Source organism: Acidithiobacillus sp. YTS05 (genome assembly GCF_024396695.1).
In the GTDB taxonomy this organism is placed as follows: Bacteria; Pseudomonadota; Gammaproteobacteria; order Acidithiobacillales; family Acidithiobacillaceae; genus Igneacidithiobacillus; species Igneacidithiobacillus copahuensis.
In genome coordinates this window covers 1034341-1051117 of the sequence record NZ_CP094359.1, presented here as the reverse complement: position 1 = coordinate 1051117, position 16777 = coordinate 1034341, and the positions used below count along the sequence as shown (strand labels likewise).

Genomic DNA, 16777 nt, shown 5'->3' with positions numbered 1-16777 from the left:
CGCCATGCAAGCGCAACGCAAAGCTCCCATTGGTATCAGCAAGGAGGCCAGCCGACGCTGGCAGGAAAACTACGAACGGGTTACCCAAGGTTCTGGCCGACTGTTCCTGATGGCGGGTGATCAGAAGGTCGAACATCTGAATGATGATTTCGTGGGCAGTACCGTCGCGGCCGCAGACGCCGACCCGGAACATCTTTTCCGTATTGCCAGCGAGGCACCCATCGGCTGCTTCGCCACCCAGCTGGGACTGGTGGCGCAGTATGGTGGCGACTACCCGGAAATTCCCTACCTGCTCAAGCTCAACAGCAAGACCCACCTGCTTCCCGGAGCCGAGCACGACCCCCGCAGCCGGCAATGGCAAAGCATGACGCAGGTCCAGGAGTTCATGCAGCATGTCGACGTTCCGATCGTCGGCGTGGGCTACACCATCTATCCTGGCTCGGAATTTGAAGCGGAAATGCAGACGGAGGCGGCACAACTCATCCACGACGCCCATCAGCTTGGACTGTTGGCGGTGATCTGGGCCTATCCGCGCGGAAGAGCGGTGGGGAAACGCGAACACGATCCCCATCTGATTGCCGGTGCCGCAGGACTGGTCGCCTGCCTGGGCGCAGATTTCGTCAAGGTCAACCCACCGCTGAATGCGCAAGGCGAGGCAGAGGCCAAGCTGTTGGGTGAAGCGGTTGCCGCTGCCGGACGCACGCAGCTGGTCTGTGCCGGGGGGTCCGAAGTCAGCAGTGCGGACTTCGTCCGTCGTCTGGACGCACAATTGCGTGACGGACACAGCGCTGGCTGCGCCACCGGTCGCAACGTTCATCAACGCAGCCAACAGGAGGCCGTTGCCCTGTGTCGGGCCATTCACAGCCTGGTGGTCGAGGATCGCGGCCTGGAACACGCCCTGGCATTGTTGCAGGAGGACTGAGCGCCCATGGCTCGTCTACCGCGTCAGAAAAGCAAGATCGTCTGCACCATCGGCCCCGCCTCCGACCGGATAGCGGTCCTCGAGGCCATGCTGCGGGCCGGCATGGATGTGGCCCGAATCAATCTCGCCCACGGCAGCATCCCGGAACATGCCGAACGCATCCAGCGCATTCGCAGCGCCAGCACGCGAGTGGAAAAACGGGTAGCCATCCTCGCGGATTTGCCGGGCCCCAAGATCCGCATCGGTACCCTGCCGCAGCCCCTCCAGCTCAAAAAAGGCGAACGCCTGCGCCTGGGACCTGGGCCTTACCACGAAGAACAGGGACAACATCATTTACCGCTGGAACTGCCGGAACTGGCGCGCCCTTTGCGCAAGGGGGATGACGTCTTTCTCGCTGATGGCTTCCTGCATTTGCGCGTCGATGCAGAAGAACAGGGGATTCTGCACTGCCGCGTTGTGGTGGGGGGCGAGTTGCGCTCCCACAAGGGCGTCAATCTGCCCGGCTTGCTGCTCGCCGGCAGTGCGCTCACGGCGCAAGATCAAGACTTGTTGCGCGCCATTCTGCCGCTGGGGGTGGATGGGATCAGCGTTTCTTTTGTCGAGTCGGCAGCCGATCTGGAGCAGGCCCGGACGCTTGCCGCACAACAGGGTTATGAGCCATTTCTGGTAGCCAAGATCGAGCGCCAGCGAGCCCTGCGCAACCTGCCCGAAATTCTCGCGGCTTGTGATGGGATCATGGTGGCGCGCGGCGATCTGGGGGTGGAGATCCCGATCCAGAGCATTGCCCGACAGCAGAAGGAGCTCATTCACCGCGCCCGTGCTGCCGGCAAGGCGGTCATCACCGCGACCCAGATGCTGGAGTCGATGGTCAACAACCCTCGTCCCACTCGCGCCGAGGTAAATGATGTCGCCAACGCCATCCTCGATGGCAGCGACGCGGTAATGCTCTCGGAAGAATCGGCCATGGGTAACTATCCGCTCGAAAGCGTGCGCATGATGGCGCGCATCGCCGCCGACATCGAAGGCTCGGGATTCAGCACCCGCGAGCTGACTTGCCGCAAGAGCGAGAAGGCGGCCGTGGAAGCGGTCATTGCCTGCGATGTGCGTTCGGCAACAGCGATGCTCAAGCCCCTATTCATCGTTACGCCGACCGAGACCGGCGCCACGGCGGCGCGAATTGCAGGCCTGCGGCCGCAGGCCTGGATCCTTGCCCCCAGCCGTCATGCCGCAACCTGCCAGCGTCTGTGCTTTTACTCGGGGGTCTATCCGATCTTCCTCGACCCCGGCTCCGGTAGTTGGGAAAGTGCCATACGCCATTGGCTCAGCGACAACGGCTGGCAACAGGGGCACATTATTCTCACCCAGGGTCCAAGCTTGGGCCATCCGGGTGGCACCAATAGATTGGAGATCATCGATCTCGCCATATTCGAACCCCAAATGCACCAGCAAGGAGACAGCTATGGATAGCCTGATAGAAGACATCATCGCCCGGGAAATTCTCGACTCCCGCGGCAACCCCACCGTCGAAGCGGAAGTCTTGCTGAGCGATGGCAGCCGGGGACGGGCTGCAGTGCCCTCCGGCGCCTCTACCGGCAGCCGCGAGGCCCTGGAGCTGCGTGACCAGGACCCCAACCGCTTCGGTGGCAAGGGGGTGCGGAAGGTCATCGAGCACATCGAAGAAGAGATCGCTCCCAATCTGATCGATCTGGACGCGAGCGCCCAAAAGATGATTGACGACACCCTGCTCGGCCTGGACGGTACCAACAACAAGTCGCGCCTCGGGGCCAATGCCCTGCTCGCCGTGTCCCTGGCCTGCGCCCGCGCCGCCGCCGAAAGCAAGGACCTCCCTCTCTATGCCTATCTCGGCGGCCCCGCGGCCTCCCGCCTGCCGGTGCCCTGCCTCAACGTCCTCAATGGCGGCGTCCATGCCCATTGGCAGGGGGCAGATTTTCAGGAGACCATGCTGGTGCCTTTTGGCGCCGACTCTTTCCGCGAGGCCATCCGCTGGGGGGCAGAGGTCTATCACGCCCTGCAGAGCCTGCTGCTCGAAAAACATTTGAGCGTTGGCGTGGGTGACGAGGGCGGCTTTGCCCCAGCGGTGCGCTCCAACCATGAAACACTGGACCTGCTCCTCGCTGCCATCGAAAAGGCCGGTTTCGTGCCGGGCAAGGATTGCGGCATTGCCATCGATCCGGCCTCTTCGGAATTCTATCGGGACGGCAAGTACCAGCTGCACACCGAAGAACGCGCCATCGGCAGCGAAGAAATGATCGAATATTACGCGAAGCTGGTGGATGACTATCCCATCGTGCTGCTGGAAGATGGTCTGGCCGAGGATGACTGGGAATCGTGGAAACAGCTCAACGCGCGCTTAGGCAGCCGCATCGAGCTGGTGGGCGATGACATCTTCTGCACCAACCCGGAGATCATCGCCCGCGGCATCAGAGACGACATTGCCAATTCCGTGCTCATCAAGCTCAATCAGATCGGCACCGTCAGCGAGACCTTTGCCGCCGCCCGACTGGCGCAGTTCCATGGCTGGGGGGCCTTTGTCTCGCATCGTTCCGGGGAAACCACCGACGATTTCATTGCCGATCTCACCGTGGCGCTGGACACTGGTCACCTCAAATCCGGTGCGCCCTGCCGCGGCGAGCGTGTCGCCAAGTACAACCAGCTCCTGCGCATCGAAGAAGAACTGGGCACTGCCGCCACATACGCCGGCGCCCAGGCCTTCGTCCGCCCTGCAACCCGCTGAGAGCGGGGCCGCTCAGCGCCTCAGAAAAGGCTGCGGGCGGCCTTGCCGATGCCCTCGGCCGACATCGGGTGCTGGTCGGCAAAACGGGCGAGATCATAGGCCGTCGCTCCCAGGCTCAGCGCCGTCCCGATCTGCCCGATCAAGGCGCCGGCATCGATGCCAACGATCCAGCCCCCCAGCAGGCGCAGGGAGGAAGGCTCGAAGAACAGGCGAATCTCCCCCTCCAGGCGCTCAAGAATCTGCGCCCGGGAGTCTTCAGCAAAATCATAGCGACCCACCGCCAGTTCGCGTCCCGCAGCCTTGGCCGGGGTCATGCCAATATAGGCCGCGGCCGGGAGGGTGAAGATCGTCGTCGGCACATTGTGGAAATCCGCGTAATCCAAGGGTTGATTGCCCCCCAGGATATTGTGCGCCGCGGCCAACGATTGCCGTACCGCTGCATGAAAGAGGGGTACCCGACCATTGACATCACCGGCGGCGTAGATATGCGGGTAGCGGGTCTGCAGAGATGGCCCCACCTGGACGCCATGTCGGTCAAATTCGATACCAATCGCTTCGCAACCCTCGGGAATCACCGGCGAGCGCCCGACTGCGAGCAGCACCGCCTCCGCCTCTCCGCTCTCCTCCTGCCCGGCGCGTTGCCAGAGCACCCGGCGCAAGGCACCCTGGGCCTCGATGCGCTGCACATCGACGTCGGTCAGGATCCGCATCCCCGCCGGCAACAAGGGCTGGAGCAGGGCGACCATGCCCGGATCCATGCCGTTCAAAATCTGTCCGCCCTTCTGCAGGAGGATCACCTGACTACCAAGCTCAGCAAAGAAAGACGCCGTTTCCAGGCCAATGTATCCGCCACCCACCACGATCAAGCGCTTGGGCAAAGCGCGCAGGGCCGGGTCCGGTTTATAGAGATCATGACTGGTCAGACAATGTTCGGCACCGGGAAGGGGAGGCACAAAGACGTCCGAGCCACTGGCAATAAGGAGATGATGGCAGCGGATTTTCTCACTGCCCTGATCATCGTCAATCTGCACGGTGTGGGGATCAAGAATGCGCGCCACCCCCTTGCGCAGCTCGATACCGGGTTGTGCAGCAAGCTCCTGGGCATGCTGGGCATACCGCCGCGCCTGTACCTGATCCTTGTGCTGCACGATGGCTGCATAGTCCGGCGCCGATAGCTCTGCCCGACCCAGCTGGGTGCTGAAACGCCGCGTTGCGCCAGCCAAGGACGCCATCTCCCGCACTGCCTTGGATGGCACACAGCCCTCATAGAGACAGTTGCCACTCATCACCCCTTTGGGATCTACCATGAGCACCTTGCGCCCCGCCCGCGCCAGTCGAAAGGCCGCCGGATACGCCGCGCCGCCAGCCCCGATACAGAGCAGATCCACTACTTTTTCCGCCATATCTGACCTCCTGGTCCCATTATATACTTGTCAGTATAGTTCACCGCCGCGGATGAGCCGATGGTCTACACTGAGGTTGCAAAGCCGGAGGATGCACGCATGAATATCACACCGTCCTATGTATTGCCCCAATTGCCAGAAGCGCTGGATGGGCTGATTGAACTGGCCCTGGATCTGCGCTGGTCATGGAGTTATCGCAGTGATGTCCTCTGGGAGCAGCTCGATGGAGAACTCTGGAGCCGGACCCGCAACCCCTGGTTGTTGTTGCAGAACCTCGACGCAGCCAAACTCGATGTCTTGGCCCGCGACGAGGGGTTTCTGACCTTGCTGCAGGAGCACCTGCAGCACCATCGCCAGGAAAGCCGTCGGGAAGGCTGGTTTCAAAAAAACATCCCCTCGGCACAGCTGCAACGTGTTGCCTATTTCAGTATGGAGTTCGGCCTTTCCGAGGCCTTACCCATCTATTCCGGTGGTCTCGGGATTCTCGCTGGCGACGTGCTGAAAACCGCCAGCGACCTCGGCGTACCCATGGTCGGCATCGGCATCCTCTGGCAGCAGGGCTACTTCCGCCAGAGTCTGGATGACTGTGGCCGCCAACTGGAGCTCTATCCCTACAACGATCCCACCCAACTGCCCATTCTCCCGGTGCGTGATCCGGAGGGGCAGTGGCTGCGTCTGGAATTGCCCTTTCCGGGCCGCTCGGTCATCCTGCGTGCCTGGCAGGCCCAGGTCGGCACCGTCCCGCTATATCTTTTAGACAGCAACGATCCGCTCAACAGTCCTGCCGACCGGGGCATTACCGCCGAACTCTATGGTGGCGGGCCGGAAATGCGCCTGCAGCAGGAGATCTGCCTGGGTGCAGGCGGTTGGCTGCTGCTGCGCCATCTCGGTATAGAGATAGATATCTGTCATCTGAATGAAGGGCATGCCGCCTTCGCCATCCTGGCGCGTATCCATAGTCACATGCGCGACCATGGCAGCGACTTCTCGTGTGCCTTGAACGCCACCCGCGCCGGCAACGTCTTTACGACGCACACGCCGGTAGCCGCTGGCTTCGATCGCTTCGCGCCGGAACTCGTCACCCGCTATATCGAAGGCGCACCCAAGATCTTTGGCGTTGACCTGCAGCAGATCCTGGCGTTGGGCCGGGCCAATGCGGAAGACCTCCGGGAGCCATTCAACATGGCTTGGCTGGCCATCCACGGCAGCATCCACGTGAATGGCGTCAGTGCCTTGCATGGGAAGGTGAGCCAACATCTCTTTCAGCCACTCTTTCCTCGCTGGCCGACAGATGAAATCCCGGTATGCGGCATTACCAACGGCGTCCATATTCCCTCCTGGGACAATGCCGAGGCAGATGCCCTATGGACAGAACACTGCGGTGCCGAGCGCTGGTTGGGAGAGCTGCAGGACATTAGCGCCCAGTTTCACAACGTGAGCGATACCGAAATCTGGCAACTGCGGCAAAAGGGTCGCCAACAACTCATCGAATTTGCCCGCAATCGCCTGCAACGGCAGTTGGCCATGGCGCACCGCCCACAGGAAGAGATCAACGCCGCAGCCCTGGTGCTCGATCCCAACACCCTGACCATCGGCTTTGCCCGCCGCTTCACCGCTTACAAGCGCCCCAATCTCCTGCTCAGCGATCCAGAGCGCCTCTATCGCATCCTCAGTGATCCGCGCCATCCGGTGCAGCTCCTGATTGCCGGCAAGGCGCACCCCCGGGATGGCGACGGCAAGGCCATGATCCAGGAATGGACCCAGTTCCTCCGCCGCCATCCCGACCTCTTTCACAAGGTCGTCTTCATCGCCGACTACGACATGCTCGTGGCGGCACAACTGGTGCAGGGCGTGGATGTGTGGATCAATACCCCCCGTCGCCCCTGGGAGGCCAGTGGCACCAGCGGCATGAAGGTACTCGTCAACGGCGGCCTGAATTGTTCGGAACTGGATGGCTGGTGGGCGGAAGCCTACAGCGATGCCGTCGGCTGGGGCTTGGGCGACCGCCATGAACACGACTCCGATTCGGCGTGGGACAGGCATGAGGCCGAGCAGTTGTACCAGATCATCGAGCAGGAAATCGCCCCTCTCTTTTATCAGGGACGTGACGAAAGTGGCTGCCCCTGTGCCTGGGTAGAAAAGATCCGCAGCAGCATGGCGGAGCTCACCCCCCGCTTCAGCAGTCATCGCATGTTGCAGGAGTATGTCGAGAACCTCTATCTGCCCGCCGCCAAGCGGCTGCGCGAACGCTCTTCACTGGAACAATTGCGTAGTATCTGCGCTTGGCAGAGCCATCTGAAGGCGCACTGGCATGGTCTACGCTTTGGCGAACTGCATGTTGCGGAAACTGGCGAAGAATATCAGTTCCAGATGCATGTCTACCTGGATGACGTCCCGGCGGAAATGATCCAAGTACAGTTATTTGCCAATAGCGTAGACGCCCATGGTCCCGAACTGCTTCCGATGCAGCGCTCCGAGACCCTCACTGGTGCCGTCAACAGCTTCAATTATCGCTGTAATATCGCCAAGCGCCGACCGGTCTCCGACTACACTCCACGCATCGTTGCCCAACACTCCCTCTGTGAAGTGCCCCTCGAAAACAACGCGATTCTTTGGTACCGCTAACGAAAAAGGATCCGGAGCGTCTCCGGATCCTGATGTATGGTGGAGCTAAGCGGGATCGAACCGCTGACCTCTTGAATGCCATTCAAGCGCTCTCCCAGCTGAGCTATAGCCCCAATTTCTGGTCGGCGTACTATTCCAGAAGACGCCTTCCCTGTCAACTCATCGGCTATGAAAGTGTCTGCTATGAAGGTCGCGGCAAAGCACAATAGAATGAACGCATGAAAGATCTTGCCTCCTCGCTCGACCGCTTGCTTGCTGAACTCGGGCAACCCATCGTCTGCCTGGACTTGGAAACCACGGGCGGACGCCCCCAGCAGGACCGCATTCTCGAGATCGGCATGGTGACGCTTGCGCCGGGACGAGAGCCTCGGGAATGGAGTCAGTTACTGGATCCCGGTTGTGCTGTTTCCCCCTACATCACGCAGTTGACCGGGATTCACCCCAACATGCTCCGCGACATGCCACGCTTTGAGGATATCGCTGCGAGCTTGGCGCTCCACTTGCAGGGGCATATTCTGGTCGCCCACAACGTACGCTTCGACCTTGCCTTTTTACGCCAGTCTTTCCAACGCGTCGAGATCCCTTTCAAAGCGAAGGCCATATGCAGCGTCAAAATCTCTCGGCGACTTTTCCCCCAAGAAACGCGTCATGGTCTGGACGCCGTCATTCATCGCCTGGAAATTCCCTGCCGTAATCGTCATCGTGCCCTGGACGATGCGCGCGTCGTTGCGGAATTTCTCCAGCGGCTTGCCGACGAGCGTTGTCCCGAACTCGTGCAGGCCTGCAAACTGCAATGGGAACAGGAATGTCTTCCTCCCAATCTCGATCCAGAAATCATTCGCAGCATTCCCAATCGGCCAGGGGTCTATCTGTTTTTTGGGAGCAATGAGATTCCCTTGTACATTGGCAAAAGTATTCACCTGCGCAAACGAGTACTGGAGCACTTCCGTAATGATTTCCGGCAGGACCGCGAGATGCAGATCGCGCAGCAGGTGGAGCACATCGAATGGATAGAAACCCCAGGCGAGTTGGGTGCACTGCTACTGGAATCACGCCTGGTGAAAGAGAAAAATCCTCTCTATAACCGCCAGCTGCGCAGAAAAAAGGCGCTTTGCACCATTGTTTGGGGCGGCCCAGGGAGCGCAACACCACAGATCCACTGCGGCGCGGCGATTCGGCCAGGCATCTGCCACGGGATATTCGCCAATCGCCGCAGTGCGAAAGCCGCACTCAAGCGCCTGGCACAGGAATGGGGACTTTGCGATATTCGCTTGGGATTGCAAAAAGGCAAAGGCGCTTGTTTTGGCTTCCAGATCAAACGCTGTCGTGGCGTATGTACCGGCCAAGAATCCACGGCGGAGCATGATGAAAGACTGTATGCCGCCCTGCAAATTTTGCAAATCCAGCACTGGCCATTTTCCGGACCTATCGGTATTCCCGAAGACGACACCGGCGCCTCCATCCATGTTTTTGATCACTGGTGCCATATGGGAATCTTACGAGAAGATACCGGAATAGTAGAAAAATTCACGGAATCAGCCAGCTTCGATGCGGATACCTATCGCATATTACTCCGCCACCTCAATCGCTCTCCGCAACAATGGACATCTTTGGATCAGGATTGGGACTGTCGATCATAAATGGCGAGGGAACCAATCGGCGTCTAAAGTGGTCAACAGATCGTCATTCACAACTCCAGGGAACGCCGCTATGTTTGGATTTGGAAAGGAAGAAATGCCCGCTGTCAACTGCCCTGCCTGTCAGAGCAGCATGCAGGACATGGGTTCGCATGGGATCCGCATGGGCGGCTTGACCGGCATTCTTGGGGCAGGCGCCGCGCTGGTTGGCGGACAAATGGCCGACGATGCAGAAGAGGCCTTCGAGAAAAAAATGGCGGTGCGGGTCTTCGTTTGTCCGCAATGTCATGAAGTATCCCTGAAATATCAGGGTGGACTCTAAGCCTTGCCGGAAACATCTGGCGTGCTTCGTAGACGACTGCTGACTCTGTGCCTGGTGCCTGTGCTGGGAGCTTTCGCTGGCAACAGTTTTGCTGCCGGAAATCTTGCGACCAACGCCAATGCCTGGCAGTGGGTGTGGCAAAAACTGGCGCGCTACGGCTACGTTCATGTTGTCTACGGCAGTTATATGGAACGCTATGGTGCGGTGCGCACAGTCGCCGCCTGGGATGTTGCCGTTCCACATAAATTGCAGGATTTATCGAACCGCTGGGGCTACTCTGCGTTAAACCCGGAATTCCGCAGTGGAGTGATCCAATTTGAACGGGCTAGCAAGATTCTGCCCGTCAATGGCATTTCCCGGGGACGAGTTAATGCAACCCTGATTGCTCGGCTGGAAGCGGGGCATATTCCCTACAATCCCTATCCGTTTCAGTGGGTCGAGGTCCGCAAAGATCATCATCCCGAACAACTACGGATCTGGCAGGTGCCGCCCTCTGCGGCAGGTGACCTGCATTGGAAAGGTCGCTGGGGCTACCATTCGGTGGTCAACACCGGAGTGTTGCAGTCCACGCCAGATGGGAGTTGGCCGGTATATCAGCGCCTTGCCGACACGACGATGCACGGCACTTTTCCCATCCGCATCACAAAGACAAAATATCTCAGTCTATCGCCAGATCAACGCGGACATTATCACGGTCATCTGGTCTACTGGCAGCGATATGTCGCGCCAAATGTCCGTTTTGTCAATTATTTTTATGACGGTCGAGCAATTCACTTCTACCCGCGCAAGACTTATGGCTGGCCACAAAGCGCTGGATGCGTAGAGATGCCCTATCAAAACGCAAAGCATCTGTTTCACCTTTTGCATTATGGGGATCTGGTATCCGTGGTCGGGCATTACCAGCCTTTCTCCCCGCCCAAGGAGAAACTACTGCTTGCGGGAGAAGAACTGCGCAAAAGGATCATAGAAAATATCCAACAGCAAGCCTCTGGCTCTGCGTGAGCCTGTGGCCTACTGGACTCCCGTTTGCTAGTTGCCGGCAGAGGTCTTACCATCGTCCCATAAGCCAGCAACAGCGATGACGACGATCATGACCCAATCTATCGATTCCCATCTCAACGAAGAGCGTCTTTTCCCCGTGCCCGAGACATTCGCCGCCCGTGCGCATCTCGATCAAAGCGAATACCAGCGTCTGCAGGCAGAAGCCGAGCGCGATCCTGAAGCATTTTGGGGCACCCTCGCGCGCGAACACCTGCTCTGGGAGCAGCCATTCTCGCGGGTTCTGGATCAGGGCGAGGCGCCCTTCTACCGCTGGTTTACCGACGGCAGCCTCAATGTCGCAAAAAATTGCATCGACCGTCACCTGCAGGGGGCGCAAAAGCACAAGGCCGCGCTGATTTGGGAGGGAGAGGATGGCAGCGTCAAGACCCTGACCTACGCGCAACTGCACCGCGAGGTGAGCCTCTTTGCCAATACCCTACGCGGCGAGAAGGTCGAGTCTGGTGACCGGGTCGTTATCTACATGCCCATGGTCATCGAAGCGGTGGTGGCGATGCTTGCCTGTGCGCGCATTGGCGCTGTGCACTCCGTGGTTTTCGGTGGATTTTCCGCCGAGGCGCTCAAGGATCGACTGGAAGATACTGGCGCCAGGATTCTGCTCACCGCCGATGGCGCCTATCGTGGCGGAAAGATCGTGCCACTCAAACGCCATGCCGATCAGGCCTTATTGCGCGAGCACGAACATCAGGTGGAACGGGTCATTGTCTTGCAACGCACCGGCACCGACATTGACATGCTGGATGGTCGCGATCTGTGGTGGCACGAGGCAATCGCCGGGCAGTCGGCCCACTGTCCTGCTCCCGCCCTTCCCGCCGAGCACCCCCTCTTCATCCTCTATACCTCGGGCAGCACCGGCAAACCCAAAGGGATTCTGCACAGTAGCGCTGGTTACCTGCTCTGGGCCAAGCTCACCAGCCGTTGGTCTTTCGACCTGAAAGAGGACGACGTGTACTGGTGTACCGCCGATGTCGGCTGGATCACCGGGCACAGCTATGTGGTCTATGGCCCCTTGGCCAATGGTGCCACTGTCTTTTTATATGAAGGCGCCCCCATGTACCCCCAACCCGACCGCTTCTGGTCGATGGTGGAGCGCCACGGCATTAGTGTCCTCTACACTGCGCCAACGGCCGTGCGCGCCTTCATGAAGATGGGCGACAGCTGGGTCAAGAAACACGATCTCAGCAGCCTGCGACTGCTGGGGAGCGTGGGCGAACCGATGAACCCCGAAGCGTGGATCTGGTATCGCGACGTCATTGGCGGCGGAAAATGCCCCATCGTTGATACCTGGTGGCAGACGGAAACTGGCGGGCACATGATCGCTCCCCTGCCCGGGGTCAGCGCCAACAAACCCGGCTCCTGCGCCCTGCCCTTGCCCGGAATATCCGCCAAGGTGGTGAATGAGCAGGGCGAGGAAATCGACGCCGCCGACCAGGGTGGTTATCTGGTCATCGATCGTCCCTGGCCGGGCATGTTGCGCGGCGTCTGGGGCAATCCCGAACGCTACGTGCAGACCTACTGGGGAAAGTTCGGCAACCGCTATTATATAGCCGGCGACAGCGCCCGACGCGACAAAGACGGGTACTTTTGGGTGATGGGCCGCATCGATGACGTTCTCAATGTATCCGGCCATCGCCTGGGTACCGCGGAGATCGAATCCGCTCTCGTTGCCCATCCCGCCGTCGCCGAGGCCGCCGTCGTCGGCATTCCGCATGAGATCAAGGGAGAAGCGGTATCTGCCTTCGTGATTCTCAAGGCCGCCCATCAGGGAGACGATCATGATCAGCTGAGCGCAGCGTTACGCGCGCAGGTGACGGATCTGATTGGCGCCATTGCTCGTCCCGATGATATCCACTTCGTCGATAGTCTGCCCAAGACCCGCTCTGGCAAGATCATGCGTCGCCTGTTACGCGCGCAAGCCCGTGGCGAAGAAATTACCCAGGATATCAGTACATTAGAAGATTAAGGGAAAGATATCAGACTGACAGTTGACAGAACTTGCTGAAAATATCCGCAAGGATCAGCATATTGCAATCTCAAGGCGAGCGTTTCCCGGGAGATCCACTCCTGAAAGGGAAACGCTACTGATTTCCGGCAAAGCGCAACGGCTTCGCCTGGGGTCTGCCACAAGCATGGCAGGGTTGGCTTTTGGCAGAAACGTTTAGTTCATTTCATGCAAAGCAGACTCGGTACGCTTGGCGAAGGCTGGATCGGTCTCGGCCTTTTTCAATAACGCCTCATATTTCATTGGCGTCAGATGATGCTGCGCGAGGATCGCGGTAATTTTCTTGTTATACCCTTCCAGCTTTTGATGTTTTTCTTTTTCACTCATGCTTTTATCGGAAATCACGGTATGCGCCTGCATATCGATGGGTTGAATTTCCTTCACTGCCGCGGCAAAGTGATGCAGCTCCTGCTGGTCCACATGCTGCTTCGCAGGGGCTGGAGACATCGGCTGGGCCGGTGTGGTCTGCGCTGGCATCGCGGTGCTGGCCAAGGCCAAAGTGCTGCCAAAAATCAAGGTCGCAGAAGACGCAATACCAACAATAATTCCCTTTCTCATGAACTCTCCTTTTTTGATTACGCTGCAAATCATGAAACCAGACCGTAACAAGAATAATCCGCCATTGTCAAAACTGAATTGTTAATTGATATATATCAGGATAATATTGCAATAATTTTCACCTCACTAAATTTACTCACAACATGCCCTTGATAGCGCTGGCGACTTCTATAACGCTGCGTTATCATCGCCGGTTTCTGGCGGAATCGAAGCGGTGACAGAAAACTTTCATCCACGGCGCAGTGTATTTCTTCTCGGCAGCCTCAGCGCCTTCGGCGCCCTGTCCATCGACATGTACCTGCCCAGTTTGCCAACCCTGCAACAGCACTTTCAAGTCAACCAATTCGCTATCCAGCTTACCCTTGCCGCTTTTTTTCTCGGATTTTCCGGGGGCCAGGCGATCCTCGGCCCCATCAGCGATCGTTTCGGTCGCCGCGCTCCCCTGCTGCTCGCCCTGGCGCTCTACGTACTCGCATCCCTCGCCTGCGCAATGGCCCCCAGCGCCGTCTGGCTATCCTTCTTCCGTCTGCTGCAGGGCATCGGCGCATGCTCGGGGCCAGTCATTGGCCGCGCATTGGTGCGCGACCTCTTTCCGCCGCAGGACGCTAGCCACGTCTTTGCACGGATGATCCTGGTCATGGGCGTCGCTCCGATTTTTGCTCCCCTCCTGGGTGGCTATCTGCTCCTCTGGTCTGGCTGGCAAGCAATCTTCGTCCTGCTGGCGGTCCTCGGGCTCCTCAGCTTGCTGAGCAGTGCCTTGCTCTTGCCTTCCGGCCATCGCGGAGATCCCGCGCACTCGCTGCATCTGTATGCCATTGTCTCGCGCTTCTGGATCCTGCTTCGTGACCCGCAGTTTCGTCCCTACGCCATTATTCTCGCGGCCAGCTTTTCCGGCATGTTTGCCTACATTGCCGGATCTCCCTTCGTGTTCATCGACTTACACAAAGTGCCAGCGCACGATTTTGGCTGGATCTTTGGCCTCAATGCCCTGGGTCTGATCCTTCTCTCCCAGTTCAATCGTTTTCTGCACCGACGTTACTCTCCGCACGTCCTGTTGCGGACAGCCTTATTCATTCAGTTTTGCGCCGCAGCGTTCCTGCTTTTTGCAAGTCTCGTACCGCAAACGGGCCTTGCGGGTCTCATCGTGCCGCTCTTCTTCTATGTCGCCTCCATCGGCTTGGTTTCCCCCAACAGCAGCGCCCTGGCCATGCAAGAACAAGGGAAGCAGGCGGGCACCGCCTCCGCCCTGCTCGGCAGTCTGCAATTTGCCAGCGCTGCCGTCGCCGCCATGGGCGTGGGTCTCATCGACATCCCCAGTGCCGTACCCATGGCCCTGGTAATACTCTTCTGCGCGACAATTGCAGCATTCACCGGACTCACCCTGCGCAGTGCACCACGGGTCGCCTGATCGAGACAATTCGCTGCAGGCACAAAAAAAGGCGCCGCAGCGCCTTTTTTCCACTACGCTGTATCAGTCGTCCGGCATGGCCGAGATGAAGGCAGCGGGCACGGGATTCATCCCCAAAGCATTGCGCAACGTGGCAAAATGCATCGCCTCGTCGCCTTCGATATTGGCTGCGGCGTGCGCGAGCTCCGGATTACTGAACTGTTTCACTGCCCCTAAATACGCCTTGGCGGCGCCGATTTCCAAGCCTGCGGCAAAATGCAGCACGTCGGCCTGATCCTTCAACTTATCAACAGGGAAACCCCAGGCCTTGGCCAAGTCACCCATGGAAGCGGTGAGTGGCAGCTTGGCCGCAACCGGCTTACCACCCATCTTCTTGATCGTCTCGGCGAGTACGGCCGCGTGCGCTTCATGATCCTTCTGAAATTGCAGGGCCAGTTTGAGCGGACCCGGCTGCAGGAGCTTACTGTCAGCTCCTACCTGGTAGGCCGCAATCGCCTGATGTTCGGCATTCAGGGCAAAGTTCAGGATACCCAGATCGTGGCTCTCGCTGTTCGCAGACATCCCTGCGGCCCGCGCCGTGGCCGGCAAAACCAGATTTCCGGCGGCGGCCAGACCCAAGCCAAAAAGGGCACTTTTTTTCAGAAAATCCCGACGATTTGCGCCAACTTGCTCATTTTCCTGCATGATATTCTCCTGCCTGTGACGAGAAAAGAGTGATGAACTGTGTCATCACAATCTAGTACGCACGGCGTGGACCTGTGGATGCATCCTGACTGCTGATCAACGTCGCCTTGAGCAGTATGGGCCCGGTGGGTTGCCCGGTCGGAGAACCTCCAGCAGGCTCCATGGTCACCGCCAACAGGCGGGCGTGAGAAAGGTTCATGTGGTCCGGCACCGGCAGTACCGGCGTCTGCCCTTCCTGCATCGGCAACAGTCCCATCGAAACAGGCTTCTTACCGGGCACAATGGCCCATAGCTGCATGGATTTATTCGGGGGAATTTGGGTGTTTCGCAGGGTGACCAGGCGCATATGATGAGCGCTGGCATGAAATACCCAGGTTGCCTGCCCTTGGCTATTATTGACGACTGCCAGCATGGGCATGCGCGGCACGCTGGGCCATAACCAACTGACCACCAGCACGACTGCCAGCGCCGCGCTCAGGCCCTGCCACAGGGCAAGGCGGCGCCACCATGGCAGATGCGACGATCGGGATCGGGGTTGGGCGAGGGTCGCTCTGGGCAACTGCGCACGAATGCCATGCCATACGCGCTCTGGCACCGGCTGCGGACGCGCAGGAAGCATGGCAGGCAACAGTAAATCCTCCCAGCGCTCCACCATCTGCGCAAGGACGACATCCTGCTGCACGAGCCGCGCGAAGCGGAGGCGTGCCCTTCCTCGCAGGCTGCCGATCACATACAGCGCTGCCAGTTGCTCGGAAAGTTGCGGATGCTTACGCAGATTCATGCTGCAAACAGTCCCTCAAAAACAATAATCCCCTACGAATCCAGCTTTTCACCGTCCCCAGAGCCGCCCCAAAGTGTGTGGCTACCTCTTCGTAGGTCGCGGCACGATAAAAGGCCTGCACGATGGCCTGGCGCTGCTCTGTTGTCATCTTCTGCAAACAATCCTCGATACGCTTGCGCTCGGCAGGATACAATGCGGCCTCATTATGCACGGCCCCCCATTCTTCGCGCTCCCAGTCGGGCTCTTCCCAACCAGGCTCGTCCTTGGGCATACGGCGCAACAGATCAATCGCCTGGTAACGCACGATCGCCGCCGCCCAGGCCATGGGAGAGCGACCTGCGCGATACTCGGATGCCTTCAGCCAGATCTTGAGAAAGGCATCCTGCAAACAATCGGCCGCACGGCCATCCTCTCTCAGAATACGCAAAGCCACGGGGTAGAGATGCGCAGACGTCTCCCGGTAAAAACGCTGGAACGCCTGCTGATCGCCACACGCAACCGCAAGTAGCAGCCGCTCCAGTTCGGCGGTGTCAATCATGAGGCATTACGGGACAATTCATGATTCCTCACACTTTTGCATTCGCACCTCTCTACCGCAAAGCCGTATGCTCATTGGTACAG

14 protein-coding genes and 1 tRNA gene are annotated in these 16777 nt (G+C 59.1%); 9 read left to right on the top strand and 6 right to left on the bottom strand.

All coding sequences use genetic code 11. The features are described 5' to 3' along the window. The first annotated feature begins 4 nt into the window (after positions 1-4). The 3 genes from MQE22_RS05275 to eno are packed head-to-tail and all read left to right on the top strand — an operon-like array spanning position 5 to position 3677. Positions 5-922, top strand: coding sequence for a beta/alpha barrel domain-containing protein (locus MQE22_RS05275; RefSeq protein WP_215870863.1), 918 nt, complete (start codon positions 5-7; stop codon positions 920-922). A gap of 6 nt (positions 923-928) precedes the next feature. Continuing rightward, positions 929-2389, top strand: a complete 1461-nt coding sequence (pyk, locus tag MQE22_RS05270; RefSeq protein ID WP_215870862.1) for a pyruvate kinase — start codon at positions 929-931, stop codon at positions 2387-2389. Next, positions 2382-3677: a phosphopyruvate hydratase gene (gene eno / locus MQE22_RS05265; RefSeq protein WP_215870861.1), complete on the top strand. Its 1296-nt coding sequence runs from the start codon at positions 2382-2384 to the stop codon at positions 3675-3677. Before pyk ends, eno begins: the two co-directional genes overlap by 8 nt. Positions 3678-3697: 20 nt before the next feature. Here the strand turns inward: eno and MQE22_RS05260 are convergent, their stop codons facing one another. Next, entirely contained in the window at positions 3698-5080 is a 1383-nt protein-coding gene (locus MQE22_RS05260) for a dihydrolipoyl dehydrogenase (RefSeq protein ID WP_215870860.1), read from the bottom strand. 99 nt (positions 5081-5179) lie between these two features. Here MQE22_RS05260 and glgP point away from each other — a divergent pair, with 99 nt between their 5' ends. Continuing rightward, a complete protein-coding gene (gene glgP / locus MQE22_RS05255) occupies positions 5180-7705 on the top strand; it encodes an alpha-glucan family phosphorylase (RefSeq protein ID WP_215870859.1) in 2526 nt (841 codons plus the stop codon). A 37-nt stretch (positions 7706-7742) separates the two neighbouring features. Here glgP and MQE22_RS05250 read toward each other — a convergent pair. Next, positions 7743-7818, bottom strand: a tRNA-Ala gene (locus tag MQE22_RS05250). 105 nt (positions 7819-7923) lie between these two features. Between MQE22_RS05250 and MQE22_RS05245 the strand changes: the two genes are divergently transcribed. The 4 genes from MQE22_RS05245 to acs all read left to right on the top strand — a co-directional run bounded on the left by MQE22_RS05245 (position 7924) and on the right by acs (position 12686). After that, positions 7924-9345 carry a 3'-5' exonuclease family protein gene (locus tag MQE22_RS05245; RefSeq protein WP_215870858.1) on the top strand — a complete coding sequence of 474 codons (1422 nt, stop codon included), beginning with the start codon at positions 7924-7926 and terminating at the stop codon, positions 9343-9345. A gap of 70 nt (positions 9346-9415) precedes the next feature. After that, the gene (locus tag MQE22_RS05240; RefSeq protein WP_215870857.1) at positions 9416-9664 is read left to right on the top strand and encodes a hypothetical protein; all 249 of its coding nucleotides are present in this window, start codon (positions 9416-9418) and stop codon (positions 9662-9664) included. Between the two features lie 3 nt (positions 9665-9667). Next, a complete protein-coding gene (locus MQE22_RS05235; protein WP_255790209.1) occupies positions 9668-10666 on the top strand; it encodes a L,D-transpeptidase family protein in 999 nt (332 codons plus the stop codon). An 88-nt stretch (positions 10667-10754) separates the two neighbouring features. Then, on the top strand, positions 10755-12686 hold the full coding sequence (gene acs / locus MQE22_RS05230; protein ID WP_215885385.1) for an acetate--CoA ligase: 1932 nt from the start codon (positions 10755-10757) through the stop codon (positions 12684-12686). Positions 12687-12881: 195 nt separating this feature from the next. On the opposite strand, the gene MQE22_RS05225 is transcribed toward acs, so the two are convergent. Next, complete coding sequence (locus MQE22_RS05225; protein WP_215872231.1) at positions 12882-13283, bottom strand: DUF4168 domain-containing protein; 402 nt, start codon at positions 13281-13283, stop codon at positions 12882-12884. Positions 13284-13497: 214 nt separating this feature from the next. Between MQE22_RS05225 and MQE22_RS05220 the strand changes: the two genes are divergently transcribed. Beyond that, a complete protein-coding gene (locus MQE22_RS05220; RefSeq protein ID WP_215872232.1) occupies positions 13498-14691 on the top strand; it encodes a multidrug effflux MFS transporter in 1194 nt (397 codons plus the stop codon). A 63-nt stretch (positions 14692-14754) separates the two neighbouring features. Here the strand turns inward: MQE22_RS05220 and MQE22_RS05215 are convergent, their stop codons facing one another. The 3 genes from MQE22_RS05215 to MQE22_RS05205 are packed head-to-tail and all read right to left on the bottom strand — an operon-like array spanning position 14755 to position 16694. Continuing rightward, a complete protein-coding gene (locus MQE22_RS05215; protein ID WP_215872233.1) occupies positions 14755-15375 on the bottom strand; it encodes a ferritin-like domain-containing protein in 621 nt (206 codons plus the stop codon). A gap of 52 nt (positions 15376-15427) precedes the next feature. Further along, entirely contained in the window at positions 15428-16156 is a 729-nt protein-coding gene (locus MQE22_RS05210; RefSeq protein WP_215872234.1) for an anti-sigma factor, read from the bottom strand. After that, entirely contained in the window at positions 16143-16694 is a 552-nt protein-coding gene (locus MQE22_RS05205) for a sigma-70 family RNA polymerase sigma factor (protein ID WP_215872235.1), read from the bottom strand. Before MQE22_RS05205 ends, MQE22_RS05210 begins: the two co-directional genes overlap by 14 nt. Positions 16695-16777 lie beyond the last annotated feature (83 nt).

Bases quoted from the DNA above. Each gene is read 5' to 3' on its own strand.
- MQE22_RS05275 (WP_215870863.1), top strand. From the start codon at position 5: ATGCAAGCGCAACGCAAAGCTCCCATTGGTATCAGCAAGGAGGCCAGC.
- pyk (WP_215870862.1), top strand. From the start codon at position 929: ATGGCTCGTCTACCGCGTCAGAAAAGCAAGATCGTCTGCACCATCGGC.
- eno (WP_215870861.1), top strand. From the start codon at position 2,382: ATGGATAGCCTGATAGAAGACATCATCGCCCGGGAAATTCTCGACTCC.
- MQE22_RS05260 (WP_215870860.1), bottom strand. From the start codon at position 5,080: ATGGCGGAAAAAGTAGTGGATCTGCTCTGTATCGGGGCTGGCGGCGCG.
- glgP (WP_215870859.1), top strand. From the start codon at position 5,180: ATGAATATCACACCGTCCTATGTATTGCCCCAATTGCCAGAAGCGCTG.
- MQE22_RS05245 (WP_215870858.1), top strand. From the start codon at position 7,924: ATGAAAGATCTTGCCTCCTCGCTCGACCGCTTGCTTGCTGAACTCGGG.
- MQE22_RS05240 (WP_215870857.1), top strand. From the start codon at position 9,416: ATGTTTGGATTTGGAAAGGAAGAAATGCCCGCTGTCAACTGCCCTGCC.
- acs (WP_215885385.1), top strand. From the start codon at position 10,755: ATGACCCAATCTATCGATTCCCATCTCAACGAAGAGCGTCTTTTCCCC.
- MQE22_RS05225 (WP_215872231.1), bottom strand. From the start codon at position 13,283: ATGAGAAAGGGAATTATTGTTGGTATTGCGTCTTCTGCGACCTTGATT.
- MQE22_RS05215 (WP_215872233.1), bottom strand. From the start codon at position 15,375: ATGCAGGAAAATGAGCAAGTTGGCGCAAATCGTCGGGATTTTCTGAAA.
- MQE22_RS05210 (WP_215872234.1), bottom strand. From the start codon at position 16,156: ATGAATCTGCGTAAGCATCCGCAACTTTCCGAGCAACTGGCAGCGCTG.
- MQE22_RS05205 (WP_215872235.1), bottom strand. From the start codon at position 16,694: ATGATTGACACCGCCGAACTGGAGCGGCTGCTACTTGCGGTTGCGTGT.